Origin of the sequence: Halosolutus gelatinilyticus (genome assembly GCF_023028105.1) — an archaeon.
Taxonomy (GTDB): Archaea; Halobacteriota; Halobacteria; order Halobacteriales; family Natrialbaceae; genus Halosolutus; species Halosolutus gelatinilyticus.
On record NZ_CP095491.1, the window covers coordinates 3150921 to 3168095 of the forward strand.

The following is a 17175-nucleotide window of genomic DNA, read 5'->3' on the forward strand; positions in this document are numbered from 1 at the left end:
CGCGGGCGAGCGGCCCTCCCCGAGGCGGTCTCGCCGCCGAACGCTGCGACGGCCGCCGTCGAACCCCGGTCGCGGTTCCCGTGTCTCACCCCGAACTATCGTTCGTCGACGAGGGAACGGAGCCGCTCGCTTCGGCGCGGGCGACCGCCCGCTTCAACAGCGACGGGGTCAGGAGCACCGATATCACGAAGACGACCAGATAGGCCACGAAGATCCGCTCGTCGATGATGCCCTGGGTAACGCCGAGCGCGACGATGGCGATGCCGGACTCGGAGCGCGGCAGTAACGCGAACCCGAAGATCAGCGAGTGTTCCCGCGGCCCCCCGGCGAGGAGGTTTCCGACGTAGCCCGCGGCGAAGTTCGAGAGGAGGCCGAAAATCGCGAAGACGACGATGAACGAACTGATGGTCAGAGCGCCGAGGTCCATTCGGGCGCCGATGGCGACGAAGTAAAGCGGGATGAACACGCCGTAGGCGATCCCGTACACGTTCGACTGGAGGTCCTTGCCCTCGAGTCGCTTGTTCGTCGAGACGATCAGCCCGATCGCCAGCGCGCCGATGAAGTACGAGAGGTTCGCCGCGTTCGACGCGTAGCCGAAGACGAACAGGAGCCCGAGAACGGCGATGAAGTCCGCCTCGTCGACCTGAAAGTTCGCGAGAAGGTTCGCTATCGGATCCAGGAGGAACCGGTAGAACACGACCAAGGCGACGAAAAAGAGGACGGCCAGTCCGAGTGCGGAGAGGGTCTGCCCCGTCCCGCCGGCGACGAAGAACAGGGGAAGGAGGGAGATTCCGAGGAGCCCGATGATGTCGTCCACAGCCGACGCGCCGAGGATCCACCGGCCGTACTGCGTGTCGAGCTTGTCGAGCGCCAGGAGCGTCCGAACGACGATCGAGACGGAGGTGACGGAGAGGATGAGCCCGAGATAGAGACTCGCCTCGAGTCCGAAGCCGTAGAACGTGCCGATCACGTAGCCGACGACGAAGGGGAGTATCACGCCCGAGAGCCCGATTATCAGCACCGGCCGGAACGCGGCCAGCAACTGGTCCAGGCTGATCTGCTGGTAGCCGGCGTCGAAGAACAGGAGGAGCCCGCCGATGGTCGCAATGAGGATGAACGGGCTCGTTTGATCCGTGGTGCCGATGAGCGCGAGCACCGACGGCCCGAGCAGAATGCCGGCGACGATCTCCCCGAGAAAGCCCGGTTCGCCCAGCCGTTCGATCGCCTCGCTCAGGACCAGCGAGACCAGCAGACTCGCCCCGACGACCAGAAACAGTTCGAGCGACGCCATCTACGAGACCCTCCTCGCGAGGCCAGCGCGAGCAACAGCCATGCCATCGTCCGTTCGCCGATGGGCGGCATTAGTAATGGGTGCGTATGCTCGGTTCCGGCGCTCACGCGACGGAAAGCGATCGACGACGGCGGCCCGATCGGACTCGAGCCGCTTCCGGGAGTCGTGACGCAGCCCGTTCGGCCCGTCCTACCCGTCGTTTCGCCGTAAACACGGCGTTTCACGGCTCGGTACGGAAGGCCGCGGACGGACGACGGCGAACGTCGCCGGGCGACGGGACGACGCGAGATTTTTTGCCGTTCCGGACCGTCGATAGCGTTGAAATGAGCGACGAACATCCGCTCGTCGGTTTCGTCGATAACCTGGTGTACGAACCGGTACAGGTCCACGAGCACGGGATCGATCTGACGGTCAGCGCCGTTTACGAGGTCGCCGACCCCGGTCGGATCGACTTCGGCGGCGACGAACTCGAGGACGCCGACCTCGATCCCGTCCCGACGGAGCTCCGGGACCCCGACGACGAGTACGGCTGGTGGACGCTCGAGGGCGGCCGGTACGTCCTCCAGCACAACGAGTTCCTGACCGATCCCGACGCGCCGCTGCTGTGTCAGCCGCGGAACGAACTTCTGGCGCGAGGCGGCTCCCACCCGACCGTGCAGGTCACCTCGCACCTGCCGCTGTTCCCGCTTTCGGTCCCGGACGGCGGCCTCGAACTCAAGGAGAACGCCCGCGTGTCGACGCTGCTGCCGATCGGTAGCGAGTAGCGCCGACCCTGTCGGACCCCGAAGCGTCCGCTCGATCGCGCTCGATCGAACGTCGTAGGTCGCTCTGTCGCCCGCGGGCGACGACCGGTGAGTGACGGCCGACGGCGCCCGTCGTCACCGGCCGACGTACTCCGGGTCGCGATCGTCGAAGAAGGCGGCGACGCCCTCCTCGTGATCGTCGGTGCCGAAGACGATCCCCTGCGCGACCGCCTCGTCGGTCATGGCCCGTTCGACGGTCTTGTCGAGGCCCTCGCCGACGAGCCGTTTCGTGTGGCGCATCGCAACCGGCGGCCCGGAGACGATCCGCTCGACGAACGCGTCGACCTTCTCGTCGAACTCGTCGTCGGCGTAGACGTGATTGACGAGCCCGAGCTCCGCCGCGCGATCGGCGTCGACGATCTCGCCGGTCAGGGCGAGTTCCTTCGCCACGTTCTCGCCGACGATCCGCGGCAGGAGGTAGGAGGTACCGGCGTCGACGCTCAGACCGACCTGCCGGAAGACGAAGCCGAACGCGGCGTCCTCGGTCGCCAGCTGCATATCGCAGGCCAGCGCGAGATTCGCCCCCGCACCGACCGCCGGACCGTCGACGATCGCGATCGTCGGCAGCGGGAACTCGATCAGTCGAGCGATCGTCCTGCTGGTCGTCCGTTCCAGGGTTCGGACCCGATCGTCGATCGGGACGTCCTCCTGAATCCCCTCGACCATCGCCTCGATGTCACCGCCGGCGGAAAAGGCCCCGCCGGAACCCTCCACGACGATACAGCGGGCGTCGCTATCTTCGATCTCCTCCAGAGCCTCGACGATCCCCGCGCCGATCTCTCTGGAGAGCGCGTTCCGGCGATCGGGCTGGTCGAGCGTGATCGTCGCGGCGCCGTCGGCCTCGATCTCGAGGCGCACCGCGTCACCGAGGGTCATTCGCCGGCCTCCGCCGTCCCCTCGCGCTCGCGGAGTTTGAACTTCTGCACTTTGCCGGTCGTCGTCCGCGGGAGTTCGTCGACGAACTCGACCTCGCGGGGGTGTTTGTACGCCGCGAGGCGAGTCAGGCAGTACTCCTTGATATCGTCCTCCGTGACGCCGGCGTCGGGCGCGCGGACGACGTACGCCTTGACCGTCTCGCCGCGGCGCTCGTCCGGGATACCGGCGACGGCGGCGTCGGCGACGGCCTCGTGCTCGAAGAGGAGTTCCTCGACCTCCCGCGGATAGACGTTGTAGCCGCCCGTGACGATCATGTGCTTCTCGCGATCGACGACGTAGAAGAAGCCGTCCTCGTCGCGGTACCCGACGTCGCCGGTGTGGAACCAGCGTCCATCGCCCTCCTCGGTGAAGGCCTCCTCGTTCGCGCCGGGCAGGCCGTAGTAGCCCTTCATCACGTTCGGCCCCGACACGACGATCTCGCCCGCGATCTCGTCGAGGTCCGCCTGGGCTTCGTCTATCGGCCCCCGCTCGACGGGAGCGAGCTCCTCGAACTCGTCGTCGACGATCTTCGAGTCGACGCCGGGGACGGGCTTGCCGATGCTTCCGACGCGGCGGCCGTCGATCGGGCTGTTGAAGTGGGTGATCGGGCTGGTTTCGGTCAGGCCGTACCCCTCGTAGATCGTCACGTCGTAGAGTTCCTCGAACTGCCGGAGGACCTCCACGGGGATGCCGGCGCCGCCGACGCCGCAGAGCCGCAGCGAGGAGAGGTCGAACGTCTCGGCGTTCGGCTGGTTGATGATGTCGTTGTACATCGCCGGAACGCCGTGCATCAGCGTCAGTTCCTGCTCCTCGACGATCGAGACGGCCTCCTGGGCGTCCCACTGGGGAACCGCGTAGTAGGTGCCCCCGCTGAACAGCGTCGCGTTCATCACGACGGTCATTCCGTAGATGTGAAAGAGAGGCAGGACGCCGAGCTGTTTGTCGTCCGGGCCGATTCCGTCGGGGATGAGCTCGTCCGCCATCGAGGCGTTCGAGGCGAGGTTCTCGTGGGTCAACTGGACCCCCTTCGGCGTGCCCGTCGTCCCGCTCGTGTACGGTTGGACCGCGACGTCGTCGCCGTCGCGATCGACGATCTCGGGATCGCCCCGGACGAGGAACTCCTCAAACGGCGTGACGCCGTCGGCCTCGCCGCCGTCCGTCTCACCCACGCTAACGACGTGTTCGACGTCGGTCTCGTCCTGAACCTCCTTTACGAAGGGGACGAGATCGGCCAGCGCGACGACGACCGTTGCGCCGCTGTCGCCAAGCAGGTGGCCGATTTCGCGGGCCTTGTACTGCGGGTTCATCGGCACGACCACGCCGCCGGCGCGAAGCGTTCCGTGGAAGGCGATCACGAACGGGGGAACGTTCGGCAGGTAGATCGCCACGCGATCGTCCGCGCCGACGCCCCGTTCCTCGAGGGCGGCGGCGAACGCTCCCGCCTGCGCCCAGAACTCCTCGTACGACGTCTCCGTACCCTCGAATCCGATCGCGGTGGCGTCCCCGTGCTCCTCGACGGCCGCCGCGATGCTCGTGACAAGATTTGCCATGGTTAGAGAGATGTGTTTCCGTGTGTCGTAAAAAAGGTTTACATCGTTTGGCTAATAGGGCAATTTGATTTACCGTAGGTAACCATTCCCGGCGAGTCGGGCCGAGGCGATCGCCCGCGCAACTCGAGAGTATTTACGGGCGTGCTCCTAACGTCCGTCACGCGATGTACGAGGACGTCCTCATCCCGACGGACGGAAGCGACGGCACGCGCCGGGTGATCGACCACGCGCTGACGATCGCCGATCAGTTCGACGCGACGGTCCACGCGCTGTCGATCGTTCCCGAAGGCCCCTTCGGCACGCTCGAGGGCGAGGAGGCGATCGAATCCGCGCGGGCCGCGGTCGCCAGAATCGAAGCCGACGCCGAGGGGAAGGGACTCGCCGTGCGGACGTCCGTCGAGCGGGGCGTTCCGCACGAGGAGATCCTCGACTACGTCGACGCCGAGGGGATCGACATGATCGTCATGGGAACGCAGGGCCGGACCGGACTCAACCGGGTCCTGGCCGGGAGCGTCACGGAACGGGTCGTCCGGATGGCCGAGGTGCCGGTCGTCACCGTCAGACTGTCCGACGGGATTCGGGTCGACGACGCCGCGGAGGCGACTCGCCTCGCTCGCGAGGCGGCGACGGACGCGGGATACGAGGGCGTCTCGGTTCGCGAGGAGCCACACCGGACCAGCGCCTCGTGGATCGTCGCCCTCGAGACGGCGTCCGGACCGGTGCAGGTCCACGTCGACGCCGTCAGCGGGGACGCGCGGATCGCGAGTCGGGACGACTGACGGCCGATCGCGCCGATTTGTCCCGACGATCGTAGCGCTGTCCGCGGGCAGACGCGCCCGTCGCGGCGGCGAATCGGGCGCCGGGGCGATCGACGCGCCGCGAGAAAGGAGTCGACCGTTCCTCGGCGATCACTCCGACGTCACGTACGAGACGACGGGCGTAGCCGTGACGCCGTGGACGACGATCGAGACGAGCACGACGGCGCCGACGATCGCCCAGACGAGTTCGGCGCCGACGAACGCCGCCTCGTTCAGGCCGTGGGCGAGGTAGTAAAAGGAGCCGATCCCGCGGACGCCGAAGAAGGCGATCGTGCCGCGTTCGACCCACGGGCAGTCGTAGCCGAGCAGGCCGGTGAGGCCGGCCAGCGGGCGGACGACGAAGACGATCGCCAGCACGGCGACGATTGCCTCGGCGCCCAGCGGGGAGAGCAACCCCCCGGCGATCGCGCCCCCGAAGAACACCATGATCACGCCGAGCAGGAGCTGCTCGGAGAGTTCCGAGATCTCGTGGAGGGTCTCGTTGTATTCGTGCGTTCGTTCGTACTCCCGGAGTGCCGTCGCCGCGACGAAGACGGCGATGAACCCGTACGCGCCGATCAGTTCGGTGATCCCGTAGACGATCAGGGTGCCGGCGATCGCTTCGACGCCCTTGACCGACTGGCCGACCCGCGTCTCCGGCATCGTCGCGAAGATGATCTTCGCCAGCACCCAGCCGAGGCCGGCCCCGAGAACCGCGCCGACGACGATCTTGTAAGCGACGTCGACGAGCAGCCACTCGCCGAGCCAGTTCCCCGGGGCGATTCCGACGAGGGCCGTCGCGATCGCCAGGTTCGTAAACGGGAACGCGAAACCGTCGTTCAATCCCGCCTCGGAGGAGAGGGCGAACCGGACCTCGTGTTCGCTGTTTACCGCCGTCTCCTCGGGATCGTCCTCTTCGACTTCCTCGATCCCCTCGCCCGGATCGTGAACCTGCACCTCCGACGCCAGAACCGGGTCGGTCGGAGCGATGACCGCCCCGAGGAGGATCGCCGACGGGAGGAGGAGTCCGACGAGCCACCAGCCGAGCAGCGCCGCGCCGGCGATCGACAGCGGCATCGTGATCGCCAGCAGTCGCCACGTCACCGACCACCGCCGCAGTCCGACCGGGCGATCGATCTTCAGCCCGAGCGCCAGTAGCGCGACGATGACGCCGAGTTCGGCCAGCCGCTCGGTAAGGTGACTCTGTTCGAGCGGGTCCGGCGCCGGAAACCACGGGAGCGCGAAGACGGCGATGCCGAACGCGACGAAGAACAGCGGCATCGAAATGGGTCGCTTGGCGACCACCCGCGGCAGGACGGCGATCCCGAGCAACGTGATCCCCACCACGACCAGGAGCACGTCGTACAACTCGACGGCCATGTACCTCGCCCTACCACGAACGCGCGGAAAAGCCTTCGAGAGCCGGCCGTCGCTACCTGCAACCCGATCGTTTTTCGGAGTCCCCGTTGCAGGACGGCACATGCGCCGGTCCGCCGATCGGGAGCGGTCGGTCACCCGCGGGACGAGCCGCCGGTCGGCCCTCCGTCGGGGGGCCGCCGCGATCGCCGGGACGATCGCGCTGGCCGGTTGTACGGAGGACGTCGGCGAGGAACTCCCGCCGAACGAACACTGGCCGATCGTCGAGGCCGTCCCCGACCTGCCCGTCCGCCAGCGATCGGACGTCCTCGAAGCGCGGATCGAGGAGCTATCGGGGCTCGAAATCGCTGACGTCGACGGCTTCACCGCGGCGCTCGAGGAGCGAGGCGTCGCGTTCGAGACCGTCGAGGAGGAGACCGAGCAACTCCACCTCGAGTACGTCGAGACGGCGCCGGAGCGCCACGGAACGCTCGAAATCGTCGGCTCGATCGCCGGCGCGTACGCCGCGCTCGTCGACGCGGGATTCCGGGCGCTCGCCCTCGAACTCGTCTTCCTCGAGCCCGACGGGGAGACGATCGGCGTCGCGGAGATCGCGACGGAGTGGGCGGTTCGGTACGTGCAGGATCGGCTCTCGGCCGGCGAGTACGGCGAACTCGTCGCGGGGACGATCGAGACGCGGCGAGAGCCGCCCGAGCCCGACGTGGCGCCGGGCGAGTGACCGCGACTCTGCTGGAGCGGGATCGCCGGCGGCAGCTGCTGGTCGGTCCGCGATCCCCGGTATCGCGACTACTGCGCGATCGTACGGACACGGCGACCGCGTCGCCGGTAGGCGCAGCTTCGGAGTGATCGACACGCTTACACGTTCGTTCCGCGATCGATTTCACTGTGTAATGAGGGGCTCCGAGAAAATTATCGCGGTTTCGCGCCGAGTGGAATCCGCAACGGCGATCGATTCGAGGTGGATCAGGGCGGCCATCGGCGGCGTTTCCGGGCTCGTCAGCGTCGGGATCGCGAAGTCGACCGTCGCTTCGCTCCCCGTTCGACTCGCGATCATCTTCGTCGTCACGATACTCGCGTCGACGGCGATCTCTTATATCGTCCGATCGCTGGTCTCCTCGTAGGATTCGACGCGCCCGGTACGGTCGCCCAACCCCGTCCGACCGGAACGCCTATTCAGGACACCTTACACGTTCGCGCATGGATGAGGTTTCGCGAACCCTCGACGCGTACGAGTCCGATCCCGACGCCTACGTCGAGAAGTACCGCTCCGTGTCGATCGCGGCCCGGTTCGGCGACGCGTTCTTCGACGCGCTCGACGGCGATCGGATCCTGGACGTCGGCTGTGGCCCCGGATCGGACCTCGAAACCATGGTCTCGGCGGGGTACGACGCGACCGGCCTCGACATCACGCCGTCGTTCCTCCGCGCGGCGAGCGATCGGCTCCCCGCGACGTCGCTGGCGCGCGGCGACATGCGCCGGCTTCCCTTTCGAAACGGCGCGTTCGACGGCGTCTGGAGTTGCGCCTCGTTCCTGCACGTTCCGCGGCCGGACGCGGTCGAGACGCTTCGCGAGTTCCGGCGCGTCCTCGCCGACGCCGGAATCGTCTACCTCTCCGTGAAGCGATCGGAGACGGAACCGCGGGACGGCGAGGATCGGTACTTCGAATACTACGGTCCGGACGAACTCCGGAGCGCGCTCCGGGAGGCCGCACTCGAGCCGAGGCGCGTCGACGTACACGAGAACTGGGTTTCGGCGATCGCGGAGAACGCCGGCCGCGGGTGATCGGACGGCCGTTCCGATAGAGCGTCGAGATCCGATCGAAAACGGTGACTTTCGGGGACTCGCGGGCGTCGGGATTACTCGAGGACGACCAGCGTATCGCCCATGTCGACGCTCTCGCCTTCCTCGACGGCAATCTCCGAAACGGTCCCGCCGCGGGAGGCGACGATATCGTTCTCCATCTTCATCGCCTCGAGCACGACGAGGACGTCGCCCGCGTCGACCTCGTCGCCGACGTCGACCTCGACGCCGAGGATCGTCCCTTGCATTTCGGCGTCGATCGTCTCGCCGTCGGCCTCAACGGCGCTCCCGCCGCCGCTGGAATCGCCCGCGGGCTGGGGCGGACTGGCCGCCTGCGCACCGCCGCCGTCGCCGCCCGTCGGGATCGCCGGGGCGCCGCGCTCCTCGAGTTCGACCTCGAAGCGCTTGCCGTTGACCTCGACGGTGAACTCGCGTTCGACGACGTCCTCATCGTCGGCGGCGCTGCTTTCGGTCTTGCCGCCCCACTGGGCCTGGGCCTCCTCGATCCGGCTCGTGTCCATCTCCTCGTCCAGGTACTTCGTGGTGTGCGTGCTCTCGACGAACTCCTCGTCGGTCAGCATCAGCCGGTGGAACGGGATGATCGTCGGGATGCCCTCGATCTCGTACTCCCGGAGCGCGCGCAGCGATCGCTCGATGCACTCGTCGCGGCCCTCGCCCCAGACGACCAGTTTCGCGATCATCGAGTCGTAGTCGGTGACGAGGTCGTCGCCCTGCCGGAGCGCGTCGTCCAGGCGGACGCCGATCCCGCCCGGCGGATCGTACGTTTCGAGCATGCCGCCGGTCGCGGGCGCGAAGTCCTCAGCGGCGTTCTCGGCGTTGATCCGAAACTCCATCGCGTGGCCGTCGATCTCGACGTCGTCCTGGTCGAAGTCGAGCTCCTCGCCGGCGGCGATCCGGATCTGACGTTTGACGATATCGTAGCCCGTGATCTCCTCGGTGACGGTGTGCTCGACCTGGATCCGGGTGTTGACCTCGAGGAAGTAGAAGTTCGCGTCGGGACCGAGCGGGCCGTCGCGGTCGGGATCCTCCTCGACGAGGAACTCGACGGTGCCGGCGTTGGTGTAGTCGGCCGCGGCGACGCCCTCGCGGGCGGCCTCGCCGATCTTCTCGCGCAGTTCGTCCGTCAGCGCGGCGGACGGGCCCTCCTCGATGACCTTCTGGTGGCGGCGCTGGAGCGAGCAGTCGCGCTCGCCGAGGTGGCGCACGTTGCCGTGCTCGTCGGCCAGAATCTGCACCTCGATGTGGCGGGGCTGTTCGAGGTACCGCTCCAAGTAGACCGACGGGTTGTCGAAGTACGCCTCGCCCTCGCGGATCGCGCTCTCGAGTTGATCTTCGACCTCGCTCTCGTCCCAGACGACCTTCATCCCGCGGCCGCCGCCCCCGCCCTCGGCTTTGATTGCGATCGGGTAGCCGTGCTCTTCGCCGAACTCCTTGACCGCTTCCGGCTCGGTGACGGGTTCGGTCGTCCCGGGGACGATCGGAACGCCCGCATCGTCCATGATCGTCCGGGCTTTGGTCTTCTCGCCCAGCGACTCCATCGCGTCGCTTTCGGGGCCGATCCAGGTGATCCCCTCGGTCTCCTCGACCTTCCGGGCGAACTCGGCGTTCTCCGCGAGGAAGCCGTAGCCGGGGTGGATGGCGTCGGCGTCGGCCTTCCGCGCGGCCTCGATGACGGCCTCGTGGTCGAGGTACGAGTCCGCCGCGCGCGCTGGACCCACGTTGTACGCCTCGTCGGCGTAGCGCACGTGTCCCGAGTCCTTGTCCGCCTCGGAGTAGATCGCGACGGTCCCGACGTTCAGCTCCTCGCACGCTCGCATCACTCTGACGGCGATTTCCCCGCGGTTCGCCACGAGAACCTTCCTGAACATTGCTGTTGAAAGCGTCACGGGGCCACTACCTTACTTTTTCGCAACACCGAAGCGCCCCGGCCCCGTCAATTCGCTGATAACCGGCGGTTAACGAGACGACGCATCAGCGCGGACTCGGCCTTTTGCAGGTGGTTCGATACCGTGCTCGCCGCGCAGTCGAGCCGATCGGCGACGTCAGCGACCGACCCCGTTCTCGGAACGTCGTAGTAGCCGCAGTCGACGGCCGCGGCGATCACCTCCAGTTGACGGTCCGTGAGATCGCCCGCGATCGAGGGGTAGCGTCGATCGTACTCCCCGACCTCGTGGACGGTCGACTTGATCGCCGGCGGGAGGTGTTCGAGCAGCGCCCGGAGGTCGGCGCCCGCGCCGACGATCGTCATCCGCATCGCGGCGTCCTCGTCGTAGACGATCGGCGGCACGACCACGAGGTTCAACTCGGAAAACGCCCGGCGAAACAGCCGATCCTCCGCCCGGGTCTCCTGGCAGACGTAGACGTAACACGCCTCGTCGTCGATCTCCACGAGATCGTACGACCGGACGGAGTCGGTCGACTCCAGGCGATCGACGTACCGATCGCGATCGGTCGTCTCGACGTAGAACAGTTCGTACTCCACGTCCAGATCGGGGGCGAGGTTCCACGCCCGCAGTTCGTCCCGGACGACCGCGTCCTCGTGACGGATGAGTCGCTGCATCGGGTGGAGCATCCGATCGGGCTGGCGAAACGCGACGTCGAGGTACTTCACGCTCCACCGAGCGTTCGGTTCGCTGGTACTTAAACGGGCTAGTGTATTCGACCGAAGCGCCATCGGCGATCGGTTCCTACCGCCGTTCGTATGAGCAACACGGACGCCTCGGCGGCGAAACGCCGATCGACGGAGACCGGCGATCGAGACGGGACGGACAGTTCCGACGGCGAGGCCCCGCCCGGGCCGGACGGCTGGCCCGTGATCGGGAACACGCTCCAGTTCGTCCGCGACCCGTTCGCGTTCTACGACGACCTGGCGAGCTACGGCGACGTCGTCCGGTACCGCCTCGCCGGCCAGACGTGGACGACGCTGTTACACCCCGACCACGTCGAACGGGTGCTCGTCGAGGACGCCCACCGGTTCGAGCGCTACAACTTCGAGGAGTTCGGCCCCGAGTTCGCCCCCGAAGGGCTGCTGATGACCCGCGGCGAACGGTGGCGGCGCCAGCGCGAGCTCATCCAGCCGGCGTTCACCCCGGCGAAGGTCGCCGCGTTCGCCGACGCGATCGTCGATCGTACGGTCGACGCGGTCGAGGACTGGACCGACGGCGAGACGATCGCGGCCAACCGCGAGTTCTCCGGTCTCACCCTCGAGATCCTCACGAAGACGCTGTTCGACCTCGATCTCGACGACCGTCGCGACGCCGTCACGGCCGCCGCACGCGAACTCAACGAACGCGGCGACTCGCGTCGCCTCTCGGCGTTCCTCCCGATGTGGGTGCCGACGCCCGGAAACCTCCGGTACAAACGGCGAATGCGCAGGTTCGACGAGGCGGTGGAAACGCTGATCGCGGAGCGCCGCGCCGCTGGCGGCGACGATCGAGACGACCTCCTGTCGACGCTGCTCGACGCTGAAGACGAGAACGGGGCCGCCCTCTCGGACGCCGAAGTTCGCGATCAACTCGTCACCTTCCTCTTCGCCGGCCACGAGACGTCCTCGCTGGCGCTCACCTACGCCGTCCTCCTGCTCGCCCGGCACGACGGCGCTCGCGCCCGCCTTGAGTCGGAAGTCGATCGCGTCTGTCCCGATCGCGATCCGACGATAGCAGACCTCTCGAACCTGGAGTACGCGGGGAAAGTGGTCGACGAGGCGATGCGACTCTACCCGCCGGCGTTCGTCCAGTTCAGAGAGGCGATCGAGGACGTCACGATCGACGGCTACCGCATTCCGGAGGGTTCGAAGATTTCGCTGCCGCAGTTTCGCCTGCACGTCGACGATCGGTTCTACGACGATCCCGACGAATTCCGGCCCGAGCGCTGGACCGACGAGATGCGCGAGTCGCTGCCCGAGTACGCGTACTTCCCGTTCGGCGGCGGGCCCCGCCACTGCGTCGCGATGCGCTTCGCGCGGATGGAACTACAACTCGTGCTGGCGACGATCGCCCGGCGCGTCCGGTTCGACCTGGAGAGCGATCCGGACCCCGAACTCAAAGTCGCGGCCACGCTGGCGCCCGTCGAGGACGTGCTGGTGACGGTTCGAGAGCGATAGCGATCGACCGCCGAGAGCACCGGCGCCCGCGCCGACGATCGCGAACCGCCGGTGACGGCGCTTCACGCGGTGAACGTCGTTCATCGAATGAGTATATCGCCGCTCGAGCCGTCGGTGCGGTCGACCGAACGGCGCAGCATCGAGTTCTCGCGGGCGTCGGCCCGCGGCGACCGCAGGCTGGCGACGTCGATCGCCACGTCGGCGCGACCGGCTCGATGGGTCCGTTCCCCGAATCATCATGGATTCCGATCACCGTTCCGACGGCCGGTACCGTAGACGACGACTCCTCGCACTGATGGCGCTTGCGGGGACGAGCGCACTTGCCGGGTGTACCAGCGACGCCGCCGAGAGCGACAAGGCAGACGACACCGACGGCGAATCCGCGGACGGAGCCGATCGAGACGCCGACGGCTCCGGCGACGCGGACGAAACCGACGGCGGGGACGGCGGTCCCTGCGACGGTCTCACCGGGGATTTCGTTGCGTTCGATCAGGGCGATCGATCGTTCCCGATTCTCTTTGACCACCCGGACACGTTAGAGCAGTACAACGAGGAGTTGAACGAGGGCGGGAATATCGTCGGCGCGCAACTGGGACACGTGGCGTCGAAACGGCCGACGTCGTATCCGGTGAACCTGCTCGTCCAACAGCACAAGTCGCCGATCACCGACGAGGAGGCCGCGACCAACTGGGTCACCTTCCACGGGCAGAACGAGCGGCTGGACCGCTCGCTCGCGTACGAGGGCGAGCAGATAGCGCTCTATCAAAGCACCTATAGCGAGGAGACGGCTCGGCAGTGGCGATTCCTGCTCCCGGCCCACGACGGCGACGGCGTCCGCGGCGTCGTCGTCCAACACCACGACGATCGCAAGGAGGGCTGCATCGACGGCGTCGAAGCGATCGCCGTCGACGTGATCGAGTCGATGCGTCCGAACCCGAAATACTGAACGCAGGATCGGCCGCTGCTCAGAATCGATCGGTTCGACCCGCGGCCGACCACGGATCGATCGGCGAATCGCGCGGGACGCGGACGGTTTTGTGTTGTTGGGCGCGGACGCGGCCGGCGAACGCCCACCGCTTGTCGTCCCACGTCTCCTCGTCCGACGCCGCCGCGGCGGCCGCCGCCAGCGCGTGGTCGTGGAGATGCGCGCCGACCGCCACGGCGATCGCCGCCGCCTCCTCGTCGTCCGCGGCGTCGGGGATGTCGATCGCGACGTCCGCGGGGAGCAGGCCCGCCTCGATCGCCTCGTCGGCGCCGGGTTCGTCCTCGCCCGCCGCGGGCCGGGCCGTGTCGGCCCCGTCTGCGTGGTTCTGGGATGCCATTGGAACTCGTTACAGCGGGATGTTGCCGTGTTTCTTGTCCGGGTTCTGCTCGCGTTTCGTTTCGAGCATCTCGAGGTCGTCGATCAGCCGCGGTCGCGTCTCGGTGGGGAGAATCACGTCGTCGAGGAAGCCCTTGTCCGTTGCAGTGTACGGGTTGGCGAATTCCTCGCGGTACTCCTCGATGAGTTCGTCGCGGAGTTCGTCCGGGTTGTCGGCTTCCTGGAGTTCCTTCCGGTAGAGGATGTTGACCGCACCCTGCGGGCCCATGACGGCGATCTCCGCGGTCGGCCAGGCGTAGTTGACGTCCGCGCCGAGGTTCTTCGAGGCCATCACGCAGTAGGCGCCCCCGTAGGCCTTGCGGGTGATGACCGTCAGCAGCGGGACGCTCGCCTCGGAGTACGCGTAGAGAAGCTTCGCACCGTGGCGAATGATGCCGCGGTGTTCCTGATCGGTGCCGGGCATGTAGCCGGGGACGTCGACGAAGGTGACGATCGGGATGTTAAAGGAGTCACAGAAGCGGACGAACCGCGAGCCCTTCATCGAGGAGTCGACCGTGAGCGTCCCGGCGTTGACCCGGGGCTGGTTCGCGACGATTCCCACGGAGCGGCCGTCGAGACGCCCGAAGCCGACGACGAGTTCCTTCGCGTAGTTCTCCGCGACCTCGAAGAACGAGCCCTCGTCGACGACCGAGTCGATCACGTTGACCATGTCGTACGGCTTCTGGGGGCTCGACGGAACGATGGTTTCGAGGTCTTCGTCGCGCCGATCGGGGTCGTCCCACGGTTGGACTTGCGGCGGATCCTCGACGTTGTTCTGCGGGAGGTACGAGAGCAGGCGCTTGATGTCGTCGAGCGCCTGTTCCTCGCTGTCGCAGGCGAACTGGGCGACCCCGGTCTTGTCGGCGTGGGTCATCGCCCCGCCGAGTTCCTCGTGGGTGACCTCCTCGCCGGTGACGGTCTTGGTGACGCCGGGGCCGGTGATGTACATGTGGCTCGTGTCCTTCACCATGAAGATGAAGTCGGTGATCGACGGGGAGTAGACCGCCCCGCCGGCGCAGGGGCCCATGATCGAGGAGATCTGCGGGACGACGCCGCTTGCCTCCTGATTGCGCCGGAAGATCTCGGTGAAGCCGGCGAGGCTCTTGACGCCCTCCTGGATGCGCGCGCCCGCGGAGTCGTTGAGGCCGACGATCGGCGCGCCGACCTCCATCGCCATGTCCATGACCTTGCAGATCTTCTCGGCGAAGACCTCCCCGAGCGAGCCGCCGAAGACGGTGAAGTCGTGTGCGAAGACGAAGACGGTTCGGCCGTTGACCTCGCCGTAGCCCGTGACGACGCCGTCGCCCGGGATCTTCTTCTCCTCCATCCCGAACTGGCTCGTCTGGTGGGTTCGGAGCTGATCGAACTCGGTGAAGGTGCCGTCGTCTATGAAGTAGTCGATCCGCTCGCGGGCGGTCATCTTCCCCTTGTCGTGTTGCCGTTCGATGCGATCCTCACCCCCGCCCTTTAGCGCTTCCTCCCGTAGCTCCTCTAACTCCGTGATGCGGTTCTCCATGGTCATGTTCGGGGCCCTCCGTGCCGAATCATCGGCCGAGACAACGGCGACGCGGACAAAAAACGTTCTGCAACGTGACGATCGAGGGCGAGCGAACGCGGTGCAACTGCGGCTTCTGGGACGCCACGGGATAGATTTCGATCGAATCGCAACAGCCGGTTCGATCGGTTGATCCGCACGCTGAAAACGAGATGATACGAAAATAACACTGTAATCGTATCTGGTGGAGACACCATATAACGACCCTGCTATTTCACGCAATTACTATATAGTCCGAGTTTCCTTGCTATGGTATGGCGCGTCACGTCAAAAGACGAAGCGTTCTGAAGGGTGCCGGTGCAGCGGGAATGATCAGCGTCGCGGGTTGTCTCGGCGGGGGTGACGACGGTAACGAAACCGGCGACGGCGGCGGCGGGAGCGAGATCGGCTTGCAAATCGAGACGAAGGTCGAGGACACCGAGACAAACTCCCAGAGTGGAGTTAGCGCGGCGAACTCGCTCGTCAATGCGGGCTTTCCGTCCATCTGCGGATCGGCGTCGTCCGGTGTGAACGTGCCGGTCTGTCAGGAAGTTCTCATTGACGGTAAGGTGGTGGGGTGCTCGCCGTCCAGTACCGCGCTGTCGGTCACGAATCTCGAAGACGACGATTACATCTTCAGAACGGCCCCCTCGGACTTCCTGCAGGGCCAGGTGATGGCCCAAGTCGCGGCCGACGAACAAAGTGCCTCGACCGCGGCATCTCTCTACGTCAACAACGACTACGGCCAGCAGCTCTCCGAGCGGTTCACGGAGATCTTCGAGGGCGACGTCGGCGGAGAGATGCAGACGCAGGTCGCGTTCAACCAGGGCGAATCGTCGTACTCCTCGGTCGTCAACGAAGCGCTTTCGGGCGACCCGGACACGCTCGTCGTGATCGGCTATCCGGAAGACGGAATTCAGCTGTTCCGTGACTTCTACGGCGTCGCCGATCAGAACCAGAGCGTCCTCGTTCCCGACGGTCTGCGCGATCCGGATATTCCCGGGCAGGTCGGCGCCGACATGAGTAACGTGCTCGGAACCGCGCCGGCCGCGGGCGGTCCGAATCAGGACGCCTTCGAGTCGCTGTTCGAAGACGCTTACGACAAGACGCCGGGCGTGTTCACTTCCCAGTCGTACGACTCGGTGGCCGTCCAGATCCTCGCCAACGCCGCGGCCGGCGAGAACGACGGTACGGCCATCCGCGATCAGATGCGTCGCGTGGCCAATCCCGAAGGGATGGAAGTCGGACCCGGCAACTTCGTCGAGGGCGTCGAGGCGGCGGCCGACGGCAAGGACGTCTTCTACAACGGAGCGTCCAGCGCGGTGAACTTCGACGAAAACGGCGATCCCGCGTCCGCGACGTACGCGCTGTGGGAGTTCGCCGACGGCAGTACCTCCGAAGTCACGACGCAGACCTTCGAGAGCGACAATCCCGACGGCGCCGGCGAGATGGCCGACGAAGGGCCCGGCGGCTTCGATCGGACGATCAAAGTCGGCATCCTGCTCCCCGAAACCGGGGCGCTGGCGTCGACCGGCGGGCCGATGATCCAGGCCGCCGAGCTGCCGGCCATGCAGGTCAACGGCGAGATTTAGGCGATCGAACGAACACGTCGACGGTTTTTCTTT

General features: G+C 66.7%; 15 protein-coding genes and 1 pseudogene. 8 read left to right on the forward strand and 8 right to left on the reverse strand.

Annotated features, from left to right (window positions below; translation table 11 throughout):
- Positions 1-85 precede the first annotated feature (85 nt).
- Positions 86-1291: a cation:proton antiporter gene (locus tag MUH00_RS15455; RefSeq protein ID WP_247000069.1), complete on the reverse strand. Its 1206-nt coding sequence runs from the start codon at positions 1289-1291 to the stop codon at positions 86-88.
- A 323-nt stretch (positions 1292-1614) separates the two neighbouring features.
- On the opposite strand from MUH00_RS15455, the gene MUH00_RS15460 reads away from it, so the two are divergent.
- Positions 1615-2055, forward strand: coding sequence for a dCTP deaminase/dUTPase family protein (locus tag MUH00_RS15460; RefSeq protein ID WP_247000071.1), 441 nt, complete (start codon positions 1615-1617; stop codon positions 2053-2055).
- A gap of 114 nt (positions 2056-2169) precedes the next feature.
- On the opposite strand, the gene MUH00_RS15465 is transcribed toward MUH00_RS15460, so the two are convergent.
- Positions 2170-2970, reverse strand: a complete 801-nt coding sequence (locus tag MUH00_RS15465; RefSeq protein ID WP_247000073.1) for an enoyl-CoA hydratase-related protein — start codon at positions 2968-2970, stop codon at positions 2170-2172.
- Positions 2967-4559 (reverse strand): long-chain-fatty-acid--CoA ligase, encoded by a 1593-nt coding sequence (locus tag MUH00_RS15470; protein WP_247000075.1) that lies wholly within the window; start codon positions 4557-4559, stop codon positions 2967-2969. The genes MUH00_RS15465 and MUH00_RS15470 overlap by 4 nt, the downstream gene beginning before the upstream one ends.
- 164 nt (positions 4560-4723) lie before the next feature.
- Between MUH00_RS15470 and MUH00_RS15475 the strand changes: the two genes are divergently transcribed.
- Complete coding sequence (locus MUH00_RS15475) at positions 4724-5338, forward strand: universal stress protein (protein WP_247000077.1); 615 nt, start codon at positions 4724-4726, stop codon at positions 5336-5338.
- A gap of 129 nt (positions 5339-5467) precedes the next feature.
- On the opposite strand, the gene MUH00_RS15480 is transcribed toward MUH00_RS15475, so the two are convergent.
- Positions 5468-6736 (reverse strand): cation:proton antiporter, encoded by a 1269-nt coding sequence (locus MUH00_RS15480; RefSeq protein ID WP_247000079.1) that lies wholly within the window; start codon positions 6734-6736, stop codon positions 5468-5470.
- A 100-nt stretch (positions 6737-6836) separates the two neighbouring features.
- On the opposite strand from MUH00_RS15480, the gene MUH00_RS15485 reads away from it, so the two are divergent.
- From MUH00_RS15485 to MUH00_RS15495, 3 genes are all read left to right on the forward strand, one after another.
- Complete coding sequence (locus tag MUH00_RS15485) at positions 6837-7451, forward strand: DUF8159 domain-containing protein (protein ID WP_247000081.1); 615 nt, start codon at positions 6837-6839, stop codon at positions 7449-7451.
- 211 nt (positions 7452-7662) lie between these two features.
- Complete coding sequence (locus MUH00_RS15490) at positions 7663-7854, forward strand: hypothetical protein (RefSeq protein WP_247000083.1); 192 nt, start codon at positions 7663-7665, stop codon at positions 7852-7854.
- 76 nt (positions 7855-7930) lie between these two features.
- Complete coding sequence (locus MUH00_RS15495) at positions 7931-8515, forward strand: class I SAM-dependent methyltransferase (RefSeq protein WP_247000085.1); 585 nt, start codon at positions 7931-7933, stop codon at positions 8513-8515.
- 74 nt (positions 8516-8589) lie between these two features.
- On the opposite strand, the gene MUH00_RS15500 is transcribed toward MUH00_RS15495, so the two are convergent.
- A complete protein-coding gene (locus tag MUH00_RS15500) occupies positions 8590-10422 on the reverse strand; it encodes an acetyl-CoA carboxylase biotin carboxylase subunit (protein ID WP_247000087.1) in 1833 nt (610 codons plus the stop codon).
- 65 nt (positions 10423-10487) lie between these two features.
- Complete coding sequence (locus tag MUH00_RS15505; RefSeq protein ID WP_247000089.1) at positions 10488-11165, reverse strand: helix-turn-helix domain-containing protein; 678 nt, start codon at positions 11163-11165, stop codon at positions 10488-10490.
- 90 nt (positions 11166-11255) lie between these two features.
- Between MUH00_RS15505 and MUH00_RS15510 the strand changes: the two genes are divergently transcribed.
- Positions 11256-12656: a cytochrome P450 gene (locus tag MUH00_RS15510; RefSeq protein WP_247000091.1), complete on the forward strand. Its 1401-nt coding sequence runs from the start codon at positions 11256-11258 to the stop codon at positions 12654-12656.
- A 295-nt stretch (positions 12657-12951) separates the two neighbouring features.
- Positions 12952-13602 (forward strand): hypothetical protein, encoded by a 651-nt coding sequence (locus MUH00_RS15515; RefSeq protein ID WP_247000093.1) that lies wholly within the window; start codon positions 12952-12954, stop codon positions 13600-13602.
- Positions 13603-13621: 19 nt separating this feature from the next.
- Here the strand turns inward: MUH00_RS15515 and MUH00_RS15520 are convergent, their stop codons facing one another.
- Together MUH00_RS15520 and MUH00_RS15525 are read right to left on the reverse strand one after the other, a co-directional pair.
- Positions 13622-13978 carry a DUF8022 family protein gene (locus MUH00_RS15520; protein ID WP_247000095.1) on the reverse strand — a complete coding sequence of 119 codons (357 nt, stop codon included), beginning with the start codon at positions 13976-13978 and terminating at the stop codon, positions 13622-13624.
- Positions 13979-13987: 9 nt separating this feature from the next.
- Complete coding sequence (locus MUH00_RS15525; protein ID WP_247003986.1) at positions 13988-15532, reverse strand: acyl-CoA carboxylase subunit beta; 1545 nt, start codon at positions 15530-15532, stop codon at positions 13988-13990.
- A gap of 347 nt (positions 15533-15879) precedes the next feature.
- Here MUH00_RS15525 and MUH00_RS15530 point away from each other — a divergent pair.
- A pseudogene (locus tag MUH00_RS15530) lies at positions 15880-17130 on the forward strand (ABC transporter substrate-binding protein); the annotation flags it as partial.
- Positions 17131-17175: the final 45 nt, after the last annotated feature.